The sequence below is a fragment of the Daejeonella sp. JGW-45 genome (assembly GCF_029360805.1).
GTDB lineage: Bacteria > Bacteroidota > Bacteroidia > Sphingobacteriales > Sphingobacteriaceae > Daejeonella.
Window position 1 is genome coordinate 333713 of sequence record NZ_JARKNC010000008.1, and the last position, 17163, is coordinate 350875.

Consider the following 17163-nt stretch of genomic DNA (forward strand, 5'->3'; position numbering starts at 1 on the left):
CATGGGATATTTAATTATACTTAACCGACAAAACTAAACAGGCTTTGATGTCAGTCGATCGTCAACGTAAGATATTGAAATATAGCCTGATCTGATTTTAGCTGATATTATGCAAGTTTATAAAAATAGATCTTTTTTTCTCGCCTTAGCTATCGCCGTATCGCTGGGCGTGGTAGCTGCAAGTGAAAGTCCTTTAATACGGTTTACATCCCAGGCCAGGCAAGCATCACAGGCAGAGAATATTAGAGTAGATCGTAACAACGGTCCTGATTCGACCCGCTTTAGCCACAGCACCTTAATATCGGGCTTCGACGAGCCCATGCAAATGGCTATCCTGCCCAATTACGATGTGGTGGTAGTTGAAAGAAAGGGCGCTGTCCGCTATTTTAATAACAGCACCAGGGAATTATCCACCATTGCCCAGTTCAATGTATTCAGTGGAATAGAAGACGGCCTTCTTGGAGTGGCTGCCGACCCTGCTTATGAGAAAAATCATTGGATATATTTCTACTATGCCGTTGCAGGGGAGAAAAACATAAGTGAACTAGCCCGCTACGAACTGACCGGGGGCAAATTGCAGCTTGCATCGAAAAAGGTCTTACTAACTGTCCCAACCCAGCGAAGCTATTGCTGCCACTCAGCCGGCCACGTTACCTTCGGATCTGATGGCCTACTCTACCTCTCTATTGGTGATAATACTAATGCCGAAGAGATCGAAGGTCACAATCCTATCGATGAGCGGCCCGGAAGAGAATTATCTGACGGTCAGGCTTCTACTGCAAACAGCAATGACCTCCGCGGAAAAATACTACGCATCCGGCCCGAGCCGGACGGAACATACAGTATCCCCGATGGCAATCTCTTCCCAAAAGACGGATCTGCAGGGAGGCCTGAGATATTTGCCATGGGATTACGTAATCCCTTCAGAGTTTCGGTTGATCCTAAAACACAATATGTTTACTGGGGTGATGTCGGACCAGATACTCAGGTCAAAACCGAAGATGGGAAGCTGAGTTATGATGAAATCAACCAGGCGCGTAAACCCGGCTTTTTTGGCTACCCCTACTTTCTTGGGAATAATGTAGCCTTTCCCGATTATGATTTTGCAACTAAACAGGAAGGACCAGGGAAGGATCCTTTACGGCCATATAATGACTCGCCGAATAATACAGGTATAAAAATGCTGCCGCCGGCTCAGCCAGCCTTTATCTGGTATGGAAAAGGTCCCTCAAAAAAGTGGCCGGTATTGGGATCGGGAGGCGCGAGTGCGATGGCCGGCCCTGTCTATTATAGCGATCTATATCCAGCCGCACCTTATAAATTACCGGAATACTATAATGGTAAGCTTTTTATCTATGACTGGATCCGGAAATGGATAATAGCTGTTGAGATGGATGCTGATGGCAATTACGTGTCGATGGAACGTTTCCTTCCGCAGCTGCGTGTAGTGGCACCGATCGACATGCAGATCGCGTCCGACGGTGCTATTTATCTTCTGGCATATGGAACGAACTGGTTTGCCAGGAATACCGATTCAGGAATTATCAGGGTGGAATATTCTGAGGGCAACCGCAAACCCCTGGCGTCTATAAAAGTTGATAAAACAATAGGCGCGACTCCGCTAAATGTTTTGCTTTCTGCTGCCGGTTCGCGCGATTACGACCAGGGCGATATCCTGTCGTACAAATGGAAGGTCGGTAACACGAGCCTTTCGGGAAAAGAGATCAGGCATAGTTTTACCAAGCCCGGCACATATAATGTCCTGCTAACCGTAACCGACCAAACTGGTGCGAAGGGAAACGCAGCTGTGCAGGTAAAGGTGGGAAATACACCGCCAGTGGTAAATATAGAAACCACTGGCAACAAAAGTTTCTATTGGGATAATGTTGCGCTTAACTATAAGATACGCATCAGCGACCGGGAAGACGTAAAAGTCAGCAACGCGAATATTAAAGCAAGCTTTACTTACCTGCCATTCGGAAAAGACCTGGCAAACGCCTTTGCCGGTGGGCAGGAGAGCGATCCTTCCTTTGCTGGAACAGCAAAATTATATGCTTCGCTCGACTGCAAATCATGTCATAGCCCGGATGTGAAATCAATCGGCCCGTCGTTAAAAGATATTTCTGCACGCTATAAAGGACAAGGCAACGTGGCCGGCGTACTTGGCCGGAAAATCATCGCCGGCGGCAGCGGTAGCTGGGGTACATACCCGATGCCCCCGCATGCCAACCTGACTGAGAAAGAAGCAGAGGATATTGCAGAATATATCTTGTCCTTTGGCAAACAAAAGACGTCGCTTGCCCTGTCTGGCGAGATCCCGCTCAAAGAACATATTGGCAAAGGTACTGAGGGCGCATATATTCTGCAGGCCACATATACCGACAACGGGGCGAACGGCATTGAGCCCCTTACTACCAGGGATCATTTGGTTCTCAGGAACCCCTGGATACAGATGGAAGACTATCACCAAGGCAATGTAGGTGTGGTCATCGCTACCCGAAATACTGGATTTGTTTCATATATAGCCAATATTACCAACGGAAAATTCACCAGTTATAAGGACATTGATCTGAAAGGTGTTAAATCAATACGCCTTCGCGTGCGGGCGCAGTCGGCCGGCGGAAGCGTAGAAGCAAGGCAGGGATCGAAGACCGGCATCCTGGCCGGCCAGCTGCAAATACCTGCGGCGCAAGTACCACAGTCTAACGAATGGATAGAGGTTTCCCTGCCCCTGAACGGTGGCGCTATTAAGCCTGGCCTTCATGAGCTCTTCCTTATATACAGAAACGACCAGGTCAAAGGCCAGCTATTCCATATTGATTGGATGAAATTTGAAAACGAATAAATTTCTATTTTTAGTACCATGTATCTTAAATATCTAACCAAAGTACTATTGGCTGCATTGCTGCTGTTTACCGGTAATCTGAACGCTCAGGAACTGAAAAAGGCAGCCGATAAAAAAGAAAAGTACTTCAGGATAGCGCCGTACTTCGCGCCTCCTGCCGAGTTCGCTGGTATCTACGGAAAGTTCCGCTCTCCTCTTAAATTTTACAATAACGACACCGTCAAAACTGCCGCCCGGTGGAAGCTGCGGCGGGAGGAGATCCTTGAACGATGGCATTCTTTAATGGGCAAATGGCCGCCGTTGATAACCGACCAAAAGATGGAGGTGCTGGAAAGTGTCGAAAAAGAGGGATATACGCAACACCACATCCGTTTTAGGTGGACGCCGAATGAAAAGACAACAGCCTACCTCTTAGTCCCTCATGCAAAGGGCCGGAAGCCGGCAGTGGTGACAACATTTTATGAACCTGAGTCGGCGCTTGGGTTACTGCGTCCCGACAGAGATTTTGCATATCAGCTTGCAAAACGCGGATTTGTAACACTGTCTATCGGAACCACCGAGACTTCTAAATCGAAAGATTACTCCATTTATTATCCTTCTATTGATAAAGCTGAAGTGCAGCCTTTATCTATGCTTGCTTATGCGGCTGCAAATGCCTGGCACTTACTCGCGAAAGTACCCGATGTCGATTCAACGCGGATCGGTATAATGGGACATTCGTATGGCGGCAAATGGGCTATGTTTGCTTCCTGCCTCTTTGATAAGTATGCAGCTGCAGTTTGGTCAGACCCGGGAATTGTTTTTGACACCCGCGAATCTGTCAATTACTGGGAGCCGTGGTATTTGGGATATCACACCAAGCCATGGCGCAAACGAGGATTGATCACCGAAGCGAATCCGGCAAAAGGACTGTACTTAAAATTACTTGCTGAAGGATACGATCTTCACGAGCTGCACGCGTTAATGGCCCCACGGCCCTTCCTCGTTTCGGGTGGATCTGAAGATCCTGTTCACCGGTGGGTCCCGCTCAACCATACAATAAAGGTTAATAAGTTGCTCGGCTTTAAAAATAGGGTAGCAATGACCAACCGGCCCGAGCATTCTCCAAATACGGAGTCAAATGAACAGGCTTATTCGTTCCTGGAATACTTCCTGAAAAAGTAATTTGAATCAGCAAGCACATGCTTTAACGCTGCTCTATCCTGCCCGCCGGACGTACATTTGCACCCGTACGTTTCTGCAGGTCGTCACCCAGGTCAGTACGGGCTGCTTCTGCAATTTTTTCCAATGAAGCAACGATCTCCGGAAATTGCTTCCGGACATCGTAACGCTCACCCGGATCCCGCTCCAGATTATATAACGCATCCGGAAAATCCTTGTTCTCGTTGACCTCTCCGGGCTGCCCGTTGGTGCCAGGCAAAAAGCCTTCGTATGTTCGCCCCGGATGAGCGAATACTAGTTTCCAATTTCCCTCACGTACCGCCTCCAGATTATTCCGACGGTAATAATATAAAAATTGGTTGCGTGGTGTTTGCGAGTCATCCCCTTTCAGCAAAGCAGTCCACTCTATACCATCTATTTTCTTCGCTGGCTGTCGTGCACCGCAGATGCTGGCAACAGTTGGTAATATATCAATAGTTGATAATAGTTTATTACTTACCCTTCCGGCAGGCACCACTTCCGGCCAGCGAACTATACATGGAACACGCTGCCCTCCTTCAAATGAATTGCCCTTACCTTCGCGGAAACCACCGGACGAGCCTGCATGATCGCCATAATTAAGCCAGGGCCCGTTATCGCTGGTAAAGATCACCAGAGTATTTTTTTCCAGACCCTGTCTTTTTAGTTCACCTAAAATCTCGCCAACAGACCAGTCGATCTCCATCATGACATCACCAAAAATACCCCGGCTGCTTTTCCCTTTAAACCTGGCAGACGCAGCAAGAGGTACGTGTGGCAATGGGTGCGGCACATAGAGAAAGAATGGCTTGTTCTTGTTTTTACGGATAAAGCTTGTTGCCCGATCCGTAATAGCGCTTGTTAACCCGGCTGCATCGCCCAGGTCGTTGACATTTTTTACAGCCTTATTGCCTTCTATAAGGCTTAATGGCGGATAGTTAGCCTTTGCCTGGTTTGGATGAAGAGGCCACATATCGTGAGAATACGGTACTCCGAAATATTCGTCAAAACCTTGATTCAACGGCAGAAAAGCAGGGTGATCGCCCAGGTGCCATTTCCCAAAAATAGCCGTTGAGTAACCTTTCTCTTTTAGCAGGTCGGCAATTGTTTCCTCATCAGGGTTTAGTCCAATCGGTGATCCCGGACCCAATGCCCCGCTCAACCCAAGCCTGTTAGGGTAACAGCCGGTAAGAAGTGCCGCCCGGGATGCAGTACAAACAGCCTGGGCCGATAAAAAATTGGTAAATCTTGTGCCCTCAGCTGCCATACGGTCGATATTGGGTGTTTGATAATTGAGCGCGCCGGTAACAGTCAGATCGCCGTAACCCATATCATCGAGGAAGATAAGCACCACATTGGGTGGGGCACTTTTTTCAGGAGGATTGGCACCGGTGAACAAAAACACAAAAAATATGGCTCCCGTTCCCAATAAGAACCTAAGGATTTTATTATTGAACAAGTTCATGGATGTAAATTAAACAATTTGGAAGCTCTGTGAAAACTTTAGGCAACAATTCAAACCGCTTGATCCGCTCGATGTTCTCCCAAATCTCTTATTTCATGAAGCATAATTAAACGATCATTTTTATCTTTATATTCAGTCGATATTATCTTAATACTTTTCTGAATGGCAAACAACTCCTGGAAAAACAAAGACCTCTCTCGCCTTAATTTCTTAAAAACATCCAGCCTTATGGCTGCCTGTCTTACCTTTCTCCCCGGCTTTTTAAGTTCAATGGTTAAAGGTGAAAGTCTGCCGGAGACTGGCGCTGTCATAGATCTTCAGATCATCATCCCCGTGCAGGCTGATCCGGTTGAAAAACTGGCTGCAGAACAACTCAAGCAGTATCTCTCACAGCTGCCGGGTACGGCAATTTCTGTTGTTTCAGAAGATAATAAAAAAGCGAACAATGCTGTTTATATAGGACAAACTGCTTACGCAAAAGCCCAGAAAGTTGATTTCAGTAAACTGAAGGAAGGCGGATATCTTTATAAACCCGTTGGGAGCAACTTAATTATAGCAGGTGGCACCAAAAAAGGCGTCCTGTATGGCATTTATGATCTGCTGGAAGGTCTTGGTTTCAAAAAATATACCCCCGACTACACTCAAATCCCCAAAATCAATTCGATTGCATTTCCAAAGTCAGAGAGGATATTTACGCCACAGATCACCTACCGGACAACTTCCTACGGCTCTATAGGCGACGAAGATTACACCGGGTGGAACAAACTTTCTTCCAGATCTGACTGGGGTTTATTTGTTCATACCTTTCACACCCTGATTCCTGCAAAAGAATATGGGAAAACCCATCCTGAATATTATTCCCTGATCAAAGGCATTAGGTCGCCGGGAACACAGTTATGTCTGTCAAACCAGGAAGTAGCCGACGTGCTCGTTACCAATCTCAGGAAAAGAATAGCTGAAAAGCCCGATGCTACATACTGGTCGGTGAGCCAGGATGATAATGACCAGTACTGTTCTTGCGATAACTGTAAAGCCCTGAATGAGAAATATGGGAATGTCCCAAGCGGTTCTATCCTCTATTTTGTAAACAAAGTAGCAAAGGAATTCCCTGATAAAAAGATCTCCACCCTTGCTTACTGGTATTCCCGCAAGGCGCCGAAAAACATAATAGCAGAGCCGAATGTGAATATCATGCTTTGTAATATCGAAAGCAGCCGGGAGGCGCCGGTATATGTAACAGACCCGGCTTTTTCCAACGACCTTAAAGATTGGGGAGCATTGTCAAATGACATTCTGATCTGGGACTACAACATCCAGTTCACGAATTTCATTTCTCCTTTCCCTAACCTGTTTACCATAAAGCCAAACATTAAGTTCTACACCGACAATAACGTCCACGCATTATTTATGCAGGCAAACAACGAGCCGGCAGCTGAAATGGCCGTCTTGCGTTCCTACCTGATCAGTAAACTCATGTGGGACCCGGAAGCAGACGAAAAAGCTATCATCGACGAATTTGTAAATGGCTATTACGGTGCTGCGGGCCCATACGTACGACAGTACATCGATACCATGCAGGAATCATTAGTGCAAAGCAAATTCAAACTCAGCATTTTCGGCGATCCAATAGATGCCAAGGAAGCTTATTTGTCGGCTTCGATGATGGCCTCCTATAACGAGCTTTTCGACAAAGCCGAAAATGCTGTTAAGTCCGACTCTCAATTATTAGAACGGATACAAGTAGCCCGTCTGCCCCTAATGTATGCTTCCGTTCAGATCGGCCGCACCGAGATCGATACAGCAAGGAGCATGTACCGAAAGGGTGCTGAAGGCATAGTAACAGTAAAGCCGGAAATGAAAACCCTGGTTAACCAGTTTGTCGAAGTATGCAAGAAAAAAAACGTGAAGCTGGTAAGGGAGCGCAGCGGCAGCCCTGACCATTTCCTTGCATCCTACAATCGCATCTTTACCAACATGGAGCAAACCGGTAAGGTCAAGTCTTTCGGTAAAAAGATCACTCCTATAACAAACCCCGCAAGCAAATCGAAAGGTGTTGATGCACTGACCGATGGCATTTTTGCCTCCTACGAATCCTGGCAGCAAGCCGATAAGAACTGGGTGTTTTACACAGGTGAACATATGGATTTTATCCTCGATCTTGGAGAGGTGATGCCCGTTAACACCGTGAATATGGATTTCCTTAACCCGCAAGCGCAACCCGACTGGCATTTATTCGCGCTGCCTAAATATGTTAGTTATTCTACGTCTGTCGATGGCCGGAAATATACAGAGCCGATCCAAGTTGATAACCCTCATAACCCTAACCCTATAGAAAACCCCGATGTAAGTAAAACATCCTTCCAGGCCTTTAGAGCAAGTATGCCAGCCGGCACGAAAGCCAGGTATATAAAAGTTCACGGGGAAAGTTTGTTAAAAATGCCGTCGTGGCATATCCGGTCAGGCTCACCGGCTTCTATTTATACGGATCAGATTGTGGTTAGTTGATGGGGAATAGGGAATAGGAAATGGGAATAGCAGCCCCAGCCTATTCCCTATCACCCATTCCCTATTTTCTATATCCTATTCCCCAATATCAACTTTACAAATATGCCGCACCGGGAAATTCACCGATCTCGCTATAAAACACATCTCATTTGCCTTTTTATGAAGTTCATTTGCTTTTCCGGCCATTGCTATATCAGATACCGTTACTTTAGGATTTAGCGTCACCTCCGTAAACTGTCCGCTGCCGCTTTCCATTTCTGTCATTTTTCCGGTAGCATGGTCTTCATAGCCGGTCACTATTACACCCGCTTCAGCACAAAGGTGCAGGTACCACAGCATATGACATGACGAAAGCGATGCCAGCAAAAGCTCTTCCGGATTATACCGGCTTTTGTCGCCCCGAAATGAAGGATCAGAAGAACCTGCAATCTCTGGCTTATTGCCAGCCTGAATGGTGTGACTTCTTTCAAACGCCCGGTAACCTGAAGTTCCCGTTCCGGTATTCCCTGTCCATTTCACCGTCAATTGATAATTATGTTGCGCACTCATAGTTTTTATTGATTTGCAATTAACCAATAACCTCCGTCATCGGGTCTTTTGATTTGCAAGAATCCTCTTCTCCATTTCCCTTAACTTCTCGTCGCGAACGGCGTTACTTCTTGAAACGACTGCCCATAGAGCTGCCGGGAGCCAACCGATTAAAGTAAGTTGCAGAATAAGGCACAATAAAGCAGAAAAGATCTTGCCTCTGAGGAAAAAGGATAACGAGGGAAATAAAATTGCAATTAAGATCATCTGTATTCAGATTTATATTCTGTATTTACTTTAAATTGGACTTTCGAAAGAAAGTTTTGTTACCTGAAATCTAATGAATAAGAAATCTTTCAGCAATAGAGGCTAATAATAAATTAGTGCTAATCCCTATATTTAGCCATGTTTGAGGAATTAGACAACCACATCACCCGCTGTGCCCCGATGAGTTCATCAGAACTGGGCGTCTTTCATTCCCGTCTTAAATCTAAAATCCTCAAAAAGAAAACCTTGCTTTTACAGCAGGGCGAAATATGCAAGTTTGAAGCCTATATCGTTAAGGGCTGTGTTAAAAAATACTATATCGACCCGGATGGTGAAGAGGTGATCCTGCAATTCGCTGTGGAAGACTGGTGGATCAGTGATATTGGCAGCTTTTCTGAACAAAAACCTTCCAACCTCTTTATTGAAACGCTGGAAGATACCGAAGTGCTGATGATCGATTTCGAAAGCAAACAGCGGCTTTTCGCTGAGATTCCTAAATTGGAGCGAGTATTCCGGATTATGATGCAGCGGGCATATTCAGTTCTCGAAGGGCGCTTTTACGCTACCGTTGCACATTCCGCGGAAGCTTTATACCTCGAGTTCCTGGAGAAATATCCTACTATCCCGCAAAGGGTACCGCAGCAGCAGATAGCTTCCTACCTGGGCATCACCCCTGAATCGTTGAGCCGCATCAAATCAAAACTTTTAAAGAAGGATTAAGTTCTTATCCTACATCAAGAGTTACGATTCCCGGTCGCTGTAAATTTGTATCAGCAATTACAGCTAATTAAATAAGATGGAAGATAGAATATTAGGACTTCATCATATCACAGCGATAGCAGGTGGAGCAAAACGCAATTATAATTTTTATACCGGTGTTCTGGGTTTACGACTGGTTAAGAAGACGGTCAACTTTGACGACCCTTATACTTACCATTTTTACTATGGTGATAAGGTTGGTACACCAGGTTCGATCCTTACCTTCTTTCCATGGGAAGGAATGCAAGCGGGCCGTCGTGGCACACGTCAGGTTACTGAAATAGGCTATTCTGTTCCTCAAAACAGCCTGGATTTTTGGTTGAAGCGCTTTGAAGAGCATAATGTTGTTTATAACAAGGTCTCAGAAAAGTTCGGCGAACAGTATCTTACCTTTTTAGACCCTGATGGATTGAAATTTGAATTGATCACATCGAAAAATGACGACCAGCGCCTGCCATGGGAAACGGAACAAATTTCCGCAGACCATGCTTTAAAAGGTTTCCACAATGTGACCATAACCACGAATAAAATGGATGCAACAGCAAGGGTGCTGACCGACATATTCGGTTACAAATTATTGGAAAGCCATGTGAACAGGCACCGTTTTCTAACTGACGCAGTTGAAACTGCCAATATCGTGGACCTGGTTGAGGCGCCGGGCGAAAGTGTAGGCCATGTTGCTGCAGGTTCGGTACACCACGTAGCCTTCCGCGTGAAAGACGATAAAGTGTTAATGGCTTTCAGGGACAAGGTTGTTGCAGCTGGTTTAAGCATCACCGAGAAGATCGATCGCAATTATTTTTACTCTTTATATTTCCGTGAGCCGGGCGGGGTATTATTCGAAATAGCAACAGACAATCCGGGCTTTGCAATTGATGAGTCTGTAGAGGAACTGGGTTCAGATTTGAAGCTCCCGGCCCAATACGAAAGTCACAGGGAGGATATCAGCAGACGTTTAGCCAGTTTAGATTAACAGACGATGTACACGCATAGCAGACAACTTACAGAAAGCGGGCTTCCGCTAAATGAAGCCAAAAAAGCCATTATTATGCTTCATGGCAGAGGTGCCAATGCAGAAAGCATAATCAGCCTGACACATCACCTTAGCCTTGGAGATGCTGCGATATTAGCGCCACAAGCCACCAACCACAGCTGGTATCCTTACAGCTTTTTAGCACCAGTGGAACAAAACCAGCCGGCGCTAGATTCCGCGCTTCAGTTAATCGGCGAATTGGTAAGGGAAATAACAGCAGCAGGAATATCGCTCAATCAGATTTATTTCCTGGGCTTTTCGCAGGGAGCATGTTTGGCGCTGGAATATGCAACACGCCATGCAGCAGGTTATGGCGGTATAATTGCTTTTACAGGAGGACTAATTGGAGAGCAGCTGAATCCCAATAATTATCAGGGAGACTTTACCGGAACACCTGTGCTTATCACAACAGGCAACCCTGATCCCCATGTCCCTTTAACACGGGTGGAAGAAAGTGTTGCTGTATTAGAAAAACTCAACGCCAAGGTAACGCTAAAGGTTTATAATGGCAGGACGCATACTATTCAGAAACAGGAAATCGACTTGGCTAATGAACTGGTTTTATTCCCGTAACCGCAAACGGCACGCTTCCTGCTATCCAGTATACCCACAAGTATTTATTCCAGGTAATTTTGATCAACCGACCCCGGAGGGGTCACACGTTTATAGAAAAAGCACCCAGCCTCAATCAAACCGACCCCGAAGGTGGTCGCATAGGATAATCGGTATACATACGACCACCTTCGGGGTCAGGATCTGGGTTTAGATAATGTTCTATAAACATATGACCCCTTCGGGGTCATACATTATTGAATTACCGGCAAGGGGCATCGAACAAAAAACCTGATTCCAATGGAACGGAAATCGCTTTTCGTTACATATAAATAAATACCATACTATATGGTTTCCGTGTACCCACAAGCATTTATTCCAGGTAATTTTGATCAACCGACCCCGGAGGGGTCACACGTGTATAGAAAAAGCACCCAGCCTCAATCAATCGACCCCGAAGGTGGTCGCATATGATAATCGGTATACATACGACCACCTTCGGGGTCGGGATCTCGGTTTAAATAATGTTCTATAAACATTTAACCCCGTCGGGGTCATACATTATTGAATTTAGAGCTATTAAGATAGTGACGATTGCATATACTGCGAGAATATCACATATATCTGCTAGACAAAATCTATAAAAGAGTAATTTTACAGAACCAGAGGCAACGCAATGAAAACCGAAGTCGAACACAAGCTAATCTCCAAGCAAATCAATCCCACTGCAAACCGCATGCTGGTGCTTGATTTCCTGCTGGATCAGCGCTCGGCCATCAGCCTGACTGATGTAGAGCGGGGCCTGGTGCCGACCGACCGGGTGACACTTTACCGCACCCTAAAAACATTCGAGGAAAAAGGACTGGTACATTCCATCGATGATGGGTCCGGCGCGCCCAAGTACGCGCTGTGTGCTGATGATTGCGATGCTGAAGGGCATCACGACCTGCATTTACATTTTTATTGCAATACCTGCAGCGAAACCTACTGCCTTCCAAAAACTCAAATACCGAAAGTTCAATTACCGGCTAATTTTCAAGCTGGCGAGATCAGCCTCCTCATAAAGGGTCTATGTGACAAATGCAATTCCATTGCATAGCAGTGAACGCTTTCTTTGTACATTATGAAAGCGAACCACAGGCACACTGATTGCTGCAGCACACATACTATACAAGCAGAACCAACTACTCATAACCATGATGACGGCCACGACCACGGGGCAGAGACAACCGGATGGAAATCCCATTGGGATCTTTTGCTGGCCCTTACAATATTGGTTGTCATGCTTATCCTTGAATACGGTTTTAAGACAGAATTCAGCCAGGCTGTAAATCTTATAATCTATGGGGTTGCCTACCTGCTGGCCGGATGGACGGTCCTCGATCTCGCATTCAGAAAATTAAAGCGCTTAGATATTTTTAATGAATTCTTCCTGATGAGCGTTGCCACCATCGGCGCGTTTCTTATCGGCGAGTATAGTGAAGGAGTGGCGGTTATGGTATTTTATTCCATCGGCGAATGGTTCCAGGACGCCGCCGTTAAACGGGCCAAACGCAGTATCAAAGCTTTGCTTGATATTCGCCCCGATGAAGTGACGGTTCTGAGAGACGGCTTGGAATTGCGGGTGAAACCGGCTACTGTAAAACCCGGTGAGATGATTATTATAAAACCGGGAGAAAAGGTCGCCTTGGATGGAAATCTGGTTTCAGATGCGGCCTCGTTCAATACGGCGGCATTAACAGGTGAAAGTAAGCCTGATACGAAATATGCCGGTGAGACTGTACTCGCTGGGATGATAAACCTCAATACAGTAGCCCAGGTTAAAGTCAGCACCTCATTCCAGGACAGTAAACTGAGCAAGATCCTTGAAATGGTTCAGGATGCTACTGCCCGCAAATCGCAAACGCAGCTCTTCATTTCAAAGTTTGCTAAGGTATACACCCCAATAGTATTCTTTCTTGCACTGATGGTCTGCTTCGTCCCCTACTTCTTAGCCGACAGCTACGACTTCAACACCTGGTTTTACAGATCCCTGGTATTCCTGGTAATTAGCTGCCCCTGTGCTTTGGTGGTCTCAATCCCATTAGGCTACTTCGGCGGCATCGGGCTTGCTTCCGGAAACGGGATCTTATTTAAGGGCGGCAACTTCCTTGATGTCATGACTAAAATAAATCTTGTGGTAATGGATAAGACAGGCACTCTTACAAAAGGCGTGTTCAAAGTCCAGGAAGTGGTTGCTAACAATATTGATGAAAATGAACTGGTCCGCCTGATGGCAGCCCTGGAGAGGAACTCAACACACCCGGTAGCGAAAGCTATTGTTGAGTATGCAGGAGATACAGCCGGAATGGTATCGGTAAAAGCTGAGGAGATTGCCGGCCATGGGCTAAAGGGCACAATTGAAGGTAAAGAGCTCCTTGCCGGGAATACCAGGCTGCTGAAGAAATTCTCCATAGCCTATCCAAAAGAGCTGGATACCGCAGTTGATACCATTGTGGTGGTCGCTATTGATAATGTCTATTCAGGATATGTCACCATCGCCGATGAGATCAAAGAAGATGCCGCGAAAACTATAAATGACCTTCACAGGCTTAATATCAAAGCCATTATGCTATCAGGTGATAAACAAAGCGTTGTTGATAAGGTTGCAAAGCAGCTTAAGATCGATTCCGCATACGGTGATCTCTTACCGGAAGATAAGGTAACAAAGGTTGAAGAACTTAAAAACTCAAGCTTTCGTTTGGCTTTTGTGGGTGATGGTGTGAACGATGCCCCGGTTGTCGCCCTGGCAGATGCCGGTATAGCAATGGGTGGCCTGGGAAGCGATGCCACTATTGAAACTGCTGATATCGTCATCCAGAATGACCAGCCGTCTAAGATTGTCTCTGCAATTCTGATAGGCCGTATAACAAGGAACATCGTCTGGCAGAATATAATTCTTGCGATGGGGGTTAAGCTTGTTGTATTGGGGCTAGGGGCTGGAGGGGTAGCTACACTTTGGGAGGCGGTGATTGCTGATGTTGGTGTTGCATTGCTTGCGATATTGAACGCGGTGAGGATACAAAGGAAGAGGGTTTAATCCTTACTTATTCCGTAGGCCTTCAAAACAATAGAAGTTGTCACGTCAGTTGCTAACGGACTACTTCATCTAGCAATTTACCATTCTTATCAAAAAATCGCTTACGCGTCCATTCACGTTTCTTTCCGCATCGGCTGGTGCGGTAACGACAGCCCAAGCCTCAGCACTAACTTTAGAAGCAGCAGGCGCAGCGGCGGCTTTTTGATACTTTTCAGCTGAAGGAAAAGTACCAGGCCGTCCCGCGGCTATGAGCGGTCGAAAAAAACTAAACTCCTGCTTTCTTAATAACTTCCAACGTTTTCGCTAAGCCAGTCTCCGCAACCTTCTGCAAATCCTGCTTCCAGTATTCCGGATTGTATAATTCAAGCGAAATACATTTTCTAAACCCGCTCGCTTTCAAGTCGCGAAGGATCTGCGGCAGGGGCAGGATACCATCACCAGGATAAACACGATGACTGTCCCCTAATTCAGAGACCGGAGGAGAGGCCGGGGCATCCGAAAATTGGAAGATAGCAATAGATTTGCCGTTAACCAGTTTCAATGCTTCAAAGCCACCTTCTGAAATATACATGTGGTAAGTATCCGGGATCATCATGGCAGATGGGTGATTTGAATCCATGATAATGCCCATAGCCTGTCCCATAGTTTTGATCGGCTGATATTTCACGAATACCAAAGCCGGCTGGATCTTGTATTCGTTGATGCCGATCTCAAGAATATCCCGGTAACGGGCGGCCATCCATTTATGATTATAGTTTTCTCCCGCATTGTTTGCAATGGTTTGAATATGCTCAGCGCCAATATCCGCGGCCATCCGCATCCGGTTGCGGGTATCTTTCAACGAGCTTTCAAACTGCTCCTTTGTTGGAGGTATGGAATTCCACAAACCAATAACGCTGGGAACGAATAAGCCGAGATCTTTAATCTCCTTACCCAGATCTTTCAGGTTCCCGCCATCAGCTTCAAATTTCTGCAGTTCACCATCCCATGGTTCTATGGCGTCGTATCCGGCTATCGCCGCTATTTTTACTTTGTCTTTTAAGGATGCCGGCCTTACGGTGGCAGTGTCCAGGCAAATGGGCCATGGGCTTATCCCCTTCTGATATCGCTTCTCTCTCTGAGTACCGGGCGAGTCATCGCCGGCTAGCAAGTCTAACGGCAAAATGCTGGCGGCTGCACCGGCAGCAGTGGTAAAGGAAACGAATTTTCTTCTGTCCATATGCTAGTGTTAGACTCTAATATACAAATTCGCCTCAGGCATTTCCCTCTTCAACAGAATATCTTCATCAACTATTTTCCAGCGGATCATTTCCATGGCATGCCCAACATTACTTTCATCCCTCATTTGTAGAATCTCCAATACCGTAGTCCCACCAAGATGTGAGAGAAATTACTCCGCCGTACTGTTGATAAGTTTTCGGGATAGATCAGCGTCCTTTTCAAAAGGAGATAATGTTCAGGGCTTTACAGATCTAGAAGCGCTTGCATTCGCTCATGCACTAAAAAAATAAAGTCTGAGAAATTATTATAGTCAATTTGTAGATTTAAGTCTTTCCGAACTGCAATTTGTAAAACACTATGTCAAAAAATACCAAAGCTGCATCTAACGTACCGGACTTATTTCCTATCAATGAGACCATAAAGACAGACCCTGTTTTCAGCCGGCGTAAAATGCTGAAGATAGCCGGTGTGGCGGGTGCGATGACCCTGACAGGTAAAGCAACAGACATTTTGGCCGCGCCTGCGCGGCCGAGGATAGCCTGCCTGGTCAGCTATTGGGCCTTTACCCGTTCGCACGCGGATTGGATCATCTGTAAACTCATGGACGGATATTGGTGGGATAGCGCACACACCCCTTCACGGGTAGAAGTTGTTTCTGTTTTCATACATCAACTGGAACAAAGCGAATTAGGCCAGAAAGTATGTAAGGCCAAAAACATCCCGATATTTAAGACGGTAGGCGAAGCCGTAACTCTTGGTGGAAAAGACCTCGCTGTAGATGGTGTTGTCATCGTTGGTGAGCACGGAAATTATCCGGTCGATCTCAAAGGTCACTGGCTCCTGCCGCGTTGGTGGATCTACAATCAGGTTATTCGCGTTTTCGAGCAAAGTAAGCGCTCAGTACCTGTCTTTAACGACAAACATCTTTCCTATAACTGGGATGAAGCGAAGTGGATGTTCGACAAATCCCGCGAGCTGAACTTTCCGTTGAGCGGAGGATCTTCCATTCCCAGCTACTTCCGCAAGCCAGAGATAGAACTGGAGATTGACACGCCAATAAAGAATTCGATCGTTGTAGGGGTGGCCCACGATGAAGGAGCTATTTTTCATTGCATTGACTTCCTTCAATGTTTTGCCGAACGCCGCAAGGGTGGTGAGACCGGTGTTAAATCAATACAGTCCATCCGTGGGCCGGAAACCTGGAAGTGGGTGCAACGTCATCCCTGGGCAGAAAGGCTGCTTGAGTCCGTCCGAAAAAGTTTCGACTTCAGACCTGGCTATTTCCAGGAGAATAAAAGACCTGGTCTTTTGGTTATCGAGTATAATGATGGAACCCAGGGTGCGATAATTTCAGGCCTGGAAGTTGGGTGGACCTACGCCGGCGAAATCGAAGGAAAAGAAGATCCGACAATAGTATCCATCCTCGGCATGCCCGGACCCTTCTCGCAGTATCATGCGGCCAACGACCTGGTGCACTGGATCAACGAGCTAATGGTCACCAAAAAAGAACCCTATAATGCAGAACGGCTACTTCTCTCCACCGGAATTACAAACCAATTCAACGAATCAAATTGGGACAACGGCCGCTATTCTGAAGTCGGTCGCCGCATAGAGACACCGTTCTTAAATATCCGGTATCGTTCTACACGGGGCCCCCGTTTTATTAGGGGTGAACGACCGCCGAACAGGCCGTATATACGTGGATTTGACCAGTAATCCCTGTAGATCAG

Annotated in this window: 13 protein-coding genes; 9 read left to right on the forward strand and 4 right to left on the reverse strand. The window is 46.3% G+C overall.

Translation table 11 applies throughout. The features are described 5' to 3' along the window. Positions 1 to 109: 109 nt before the first annotated feature. Together P2W76_RS10985 and P2W76_RS10990 are read left to right on the forward strand one after the other, a co-directional pair. Entirely contained in the window at positions 110 to 2845 is a 2736-nt protein-coding gene (locus P2W76_RS10985) for a PQQ-dependent sugar dehydrogenase (RefSeq protein ID WP_276347879.1), read from the forward strand. Positions 2846 to 2863: 18 nt separating this feature from the next. Beyond that, on the forward strand, positions 2864 to 4009 hold the full coding sequence (locus P2W76_RS10990) for a prolyl oligopeptidase family serine peptidase (protein WP_276347881.1): 1146 nt from the start codon (positions 2864 to 2866) through the stop codon (positions 4007 to 4009). 22 nt (positions 4010 to 4031) lie between these two features. Here the strand turns inward: P2W76_RS10990 and P2W76_RS10995 are convergent, their stop codons facing one another. Further along, positions 4032 to 5489, reverse strand: coding sequence for a sulfatase (locus P2W76_RS10995; protein WP_276347882.1), 1458 nt, complete (start codon positions 5487 to 5489; stop codon positions 4032 to 4034). Between the two features lie 162 nt (positions 5490 to 5651). On the opposite strand from P2W76_RS10995, the gene P2W76_RS11000 reads away from it, so the two are divergent. Next, positions 5652 to 7994 carry a DUF4838 domain-containing protein gene (locus tag P2W76_RS11000; protein WP_276347883.1) on the forward strand — a complete coding sequence of 781 codons (2343 nt, stop codon included), beginning with the start codon at positions 5652 to 5654 and terminating at the stop codon, positions 7992 to 7994. 75 nt (positions 7995 to 8069) lie between these two features. Here the strand turns inward: P2W76_RS11000 and P2W76_RS11005 are convergent, their stop codons facing one another. Together P2W76_RS11005 and P2W76_RS11010 are read right to left on the reverse strand one after the other, a co-directional pair. After that, on the reverse strand, positions 8070 to 8543 hold the full coding sequence (locus tag P2W76_RS11005) for an OsmC family protein (protein WP_276347884.1): 474 nt from the start codon (positions 8541 to 8543) through the stop codon (positions 8070 to 8072). A 36-nt stretch (positions 8544 to 8579) separates the two neighbouring features. After that, entirely contained in the window at positions 8580 to 8789 is a 210-nt protein-coding gene (locus tag P2W76_RS11010) for a YqaE/Pmp3 family membrane protein (RefSeq protein ID WP_276347885.1), read from the reverse strand. 138 nt (positions 8790 to 8927) lie between these two features. Here P2W76_RS11010 and P2W76_RS11015 point away from each other — a divergent pair, with 138 nt between their 5' ends. From P2W76_RS11015 to P2W76_RS11035, 5 genes are all read left to right on the forward strand, one after another. After that, complete coding sequence (locus tag P2W76_RS11015) at positions 8928 to 9509, forward strand: Crp/Fnr family transcriptional regulator (RefSeq protein WP_276347886.1); 582 nt, start codon at positions 8928 to 8930, stop codon at positions 9507 to 9509. Positions 9510 to 9585: 76 nt separating this feature from the next. Further along, entirely contained in the window at positions 9586 to 10521 is a 936-nt protein-coding gene (locus P2W76_RS11020; RefSeq protein WP_276347887.1) for a ring-cleaving dioxygenase, read from the forward strand. Positions 10522 to 10527: 6 nt separating this feature from the next. After that, entirely contained in the window at positions 10528 to 11154 is a 627-nt protein-coding gene (locus P2W76_RS11025; RefSeq protein ID WP_276347888.1) for a dienelactone hydrolase family protein, read from the forward strand. A 655-nt stretch (positions 11155 to 11809) separates the two neighbouring features. Further along, positions 11810 to 12232 carry a transcriptional repressor gene (locus tag P2W76_RS11030; protein WP_276347889.1) on the forward strand — a complete coding sequence of 141 codons (423 nt, stop codon included), beginning with the start codon at positions 11810 to 11812 and terminating at the stop codon, positions 12230 to 12232. A gap of 24 nt (positions 12233 to 12256) precedes the next feature. Beyond that, complete coding sequence (locus P2W76_RS11035) at positions 12257 to 14212, forward strand: heavy metal translocating P-type ATPase (protein ID WP_276347890.1); 1956 nt, start codon at positions 12257 to 12259, stop codon at positions 14210 to 14212. Positions 14213 to 14477: 265 nt separating this feature from the next. Here P2W76_RS11035 and P2W76_RS11040 read toward each other — a convergent pair whose 3' ends face one another. Further along, the gene (locus P2W76_RS11040) at positions 14478 to 15431 is read right to left on the reverse strand and encodes a sugar phosphate isomerase/epimerase (protein ID WP_276347891.1); all 954 of its coding nucleotides are present in this window, start codon (positions 15429 to 15431) and stop codon (positions 14478 to 14480) included. Positions 15432 to 15790: 359 nt separating this feature from the next. Here P2W76_RS11040 and P2W76_RS11045 point away from each other — a divergent pair, with 359 nt between their 5' ends. Beyond that, positions 15791 to 17149, forward strand: a complete 1359-nt coding sequence (locus tag P2W76_RS11045) for a hypothetical protein (RefSeq protein ID WP_276347892.1) — start codon at positions 15791 to 15793, stop codon at positions 17147 to 17149. Positions 17150 to 17163: the final 14 nt, after the last annotated feature.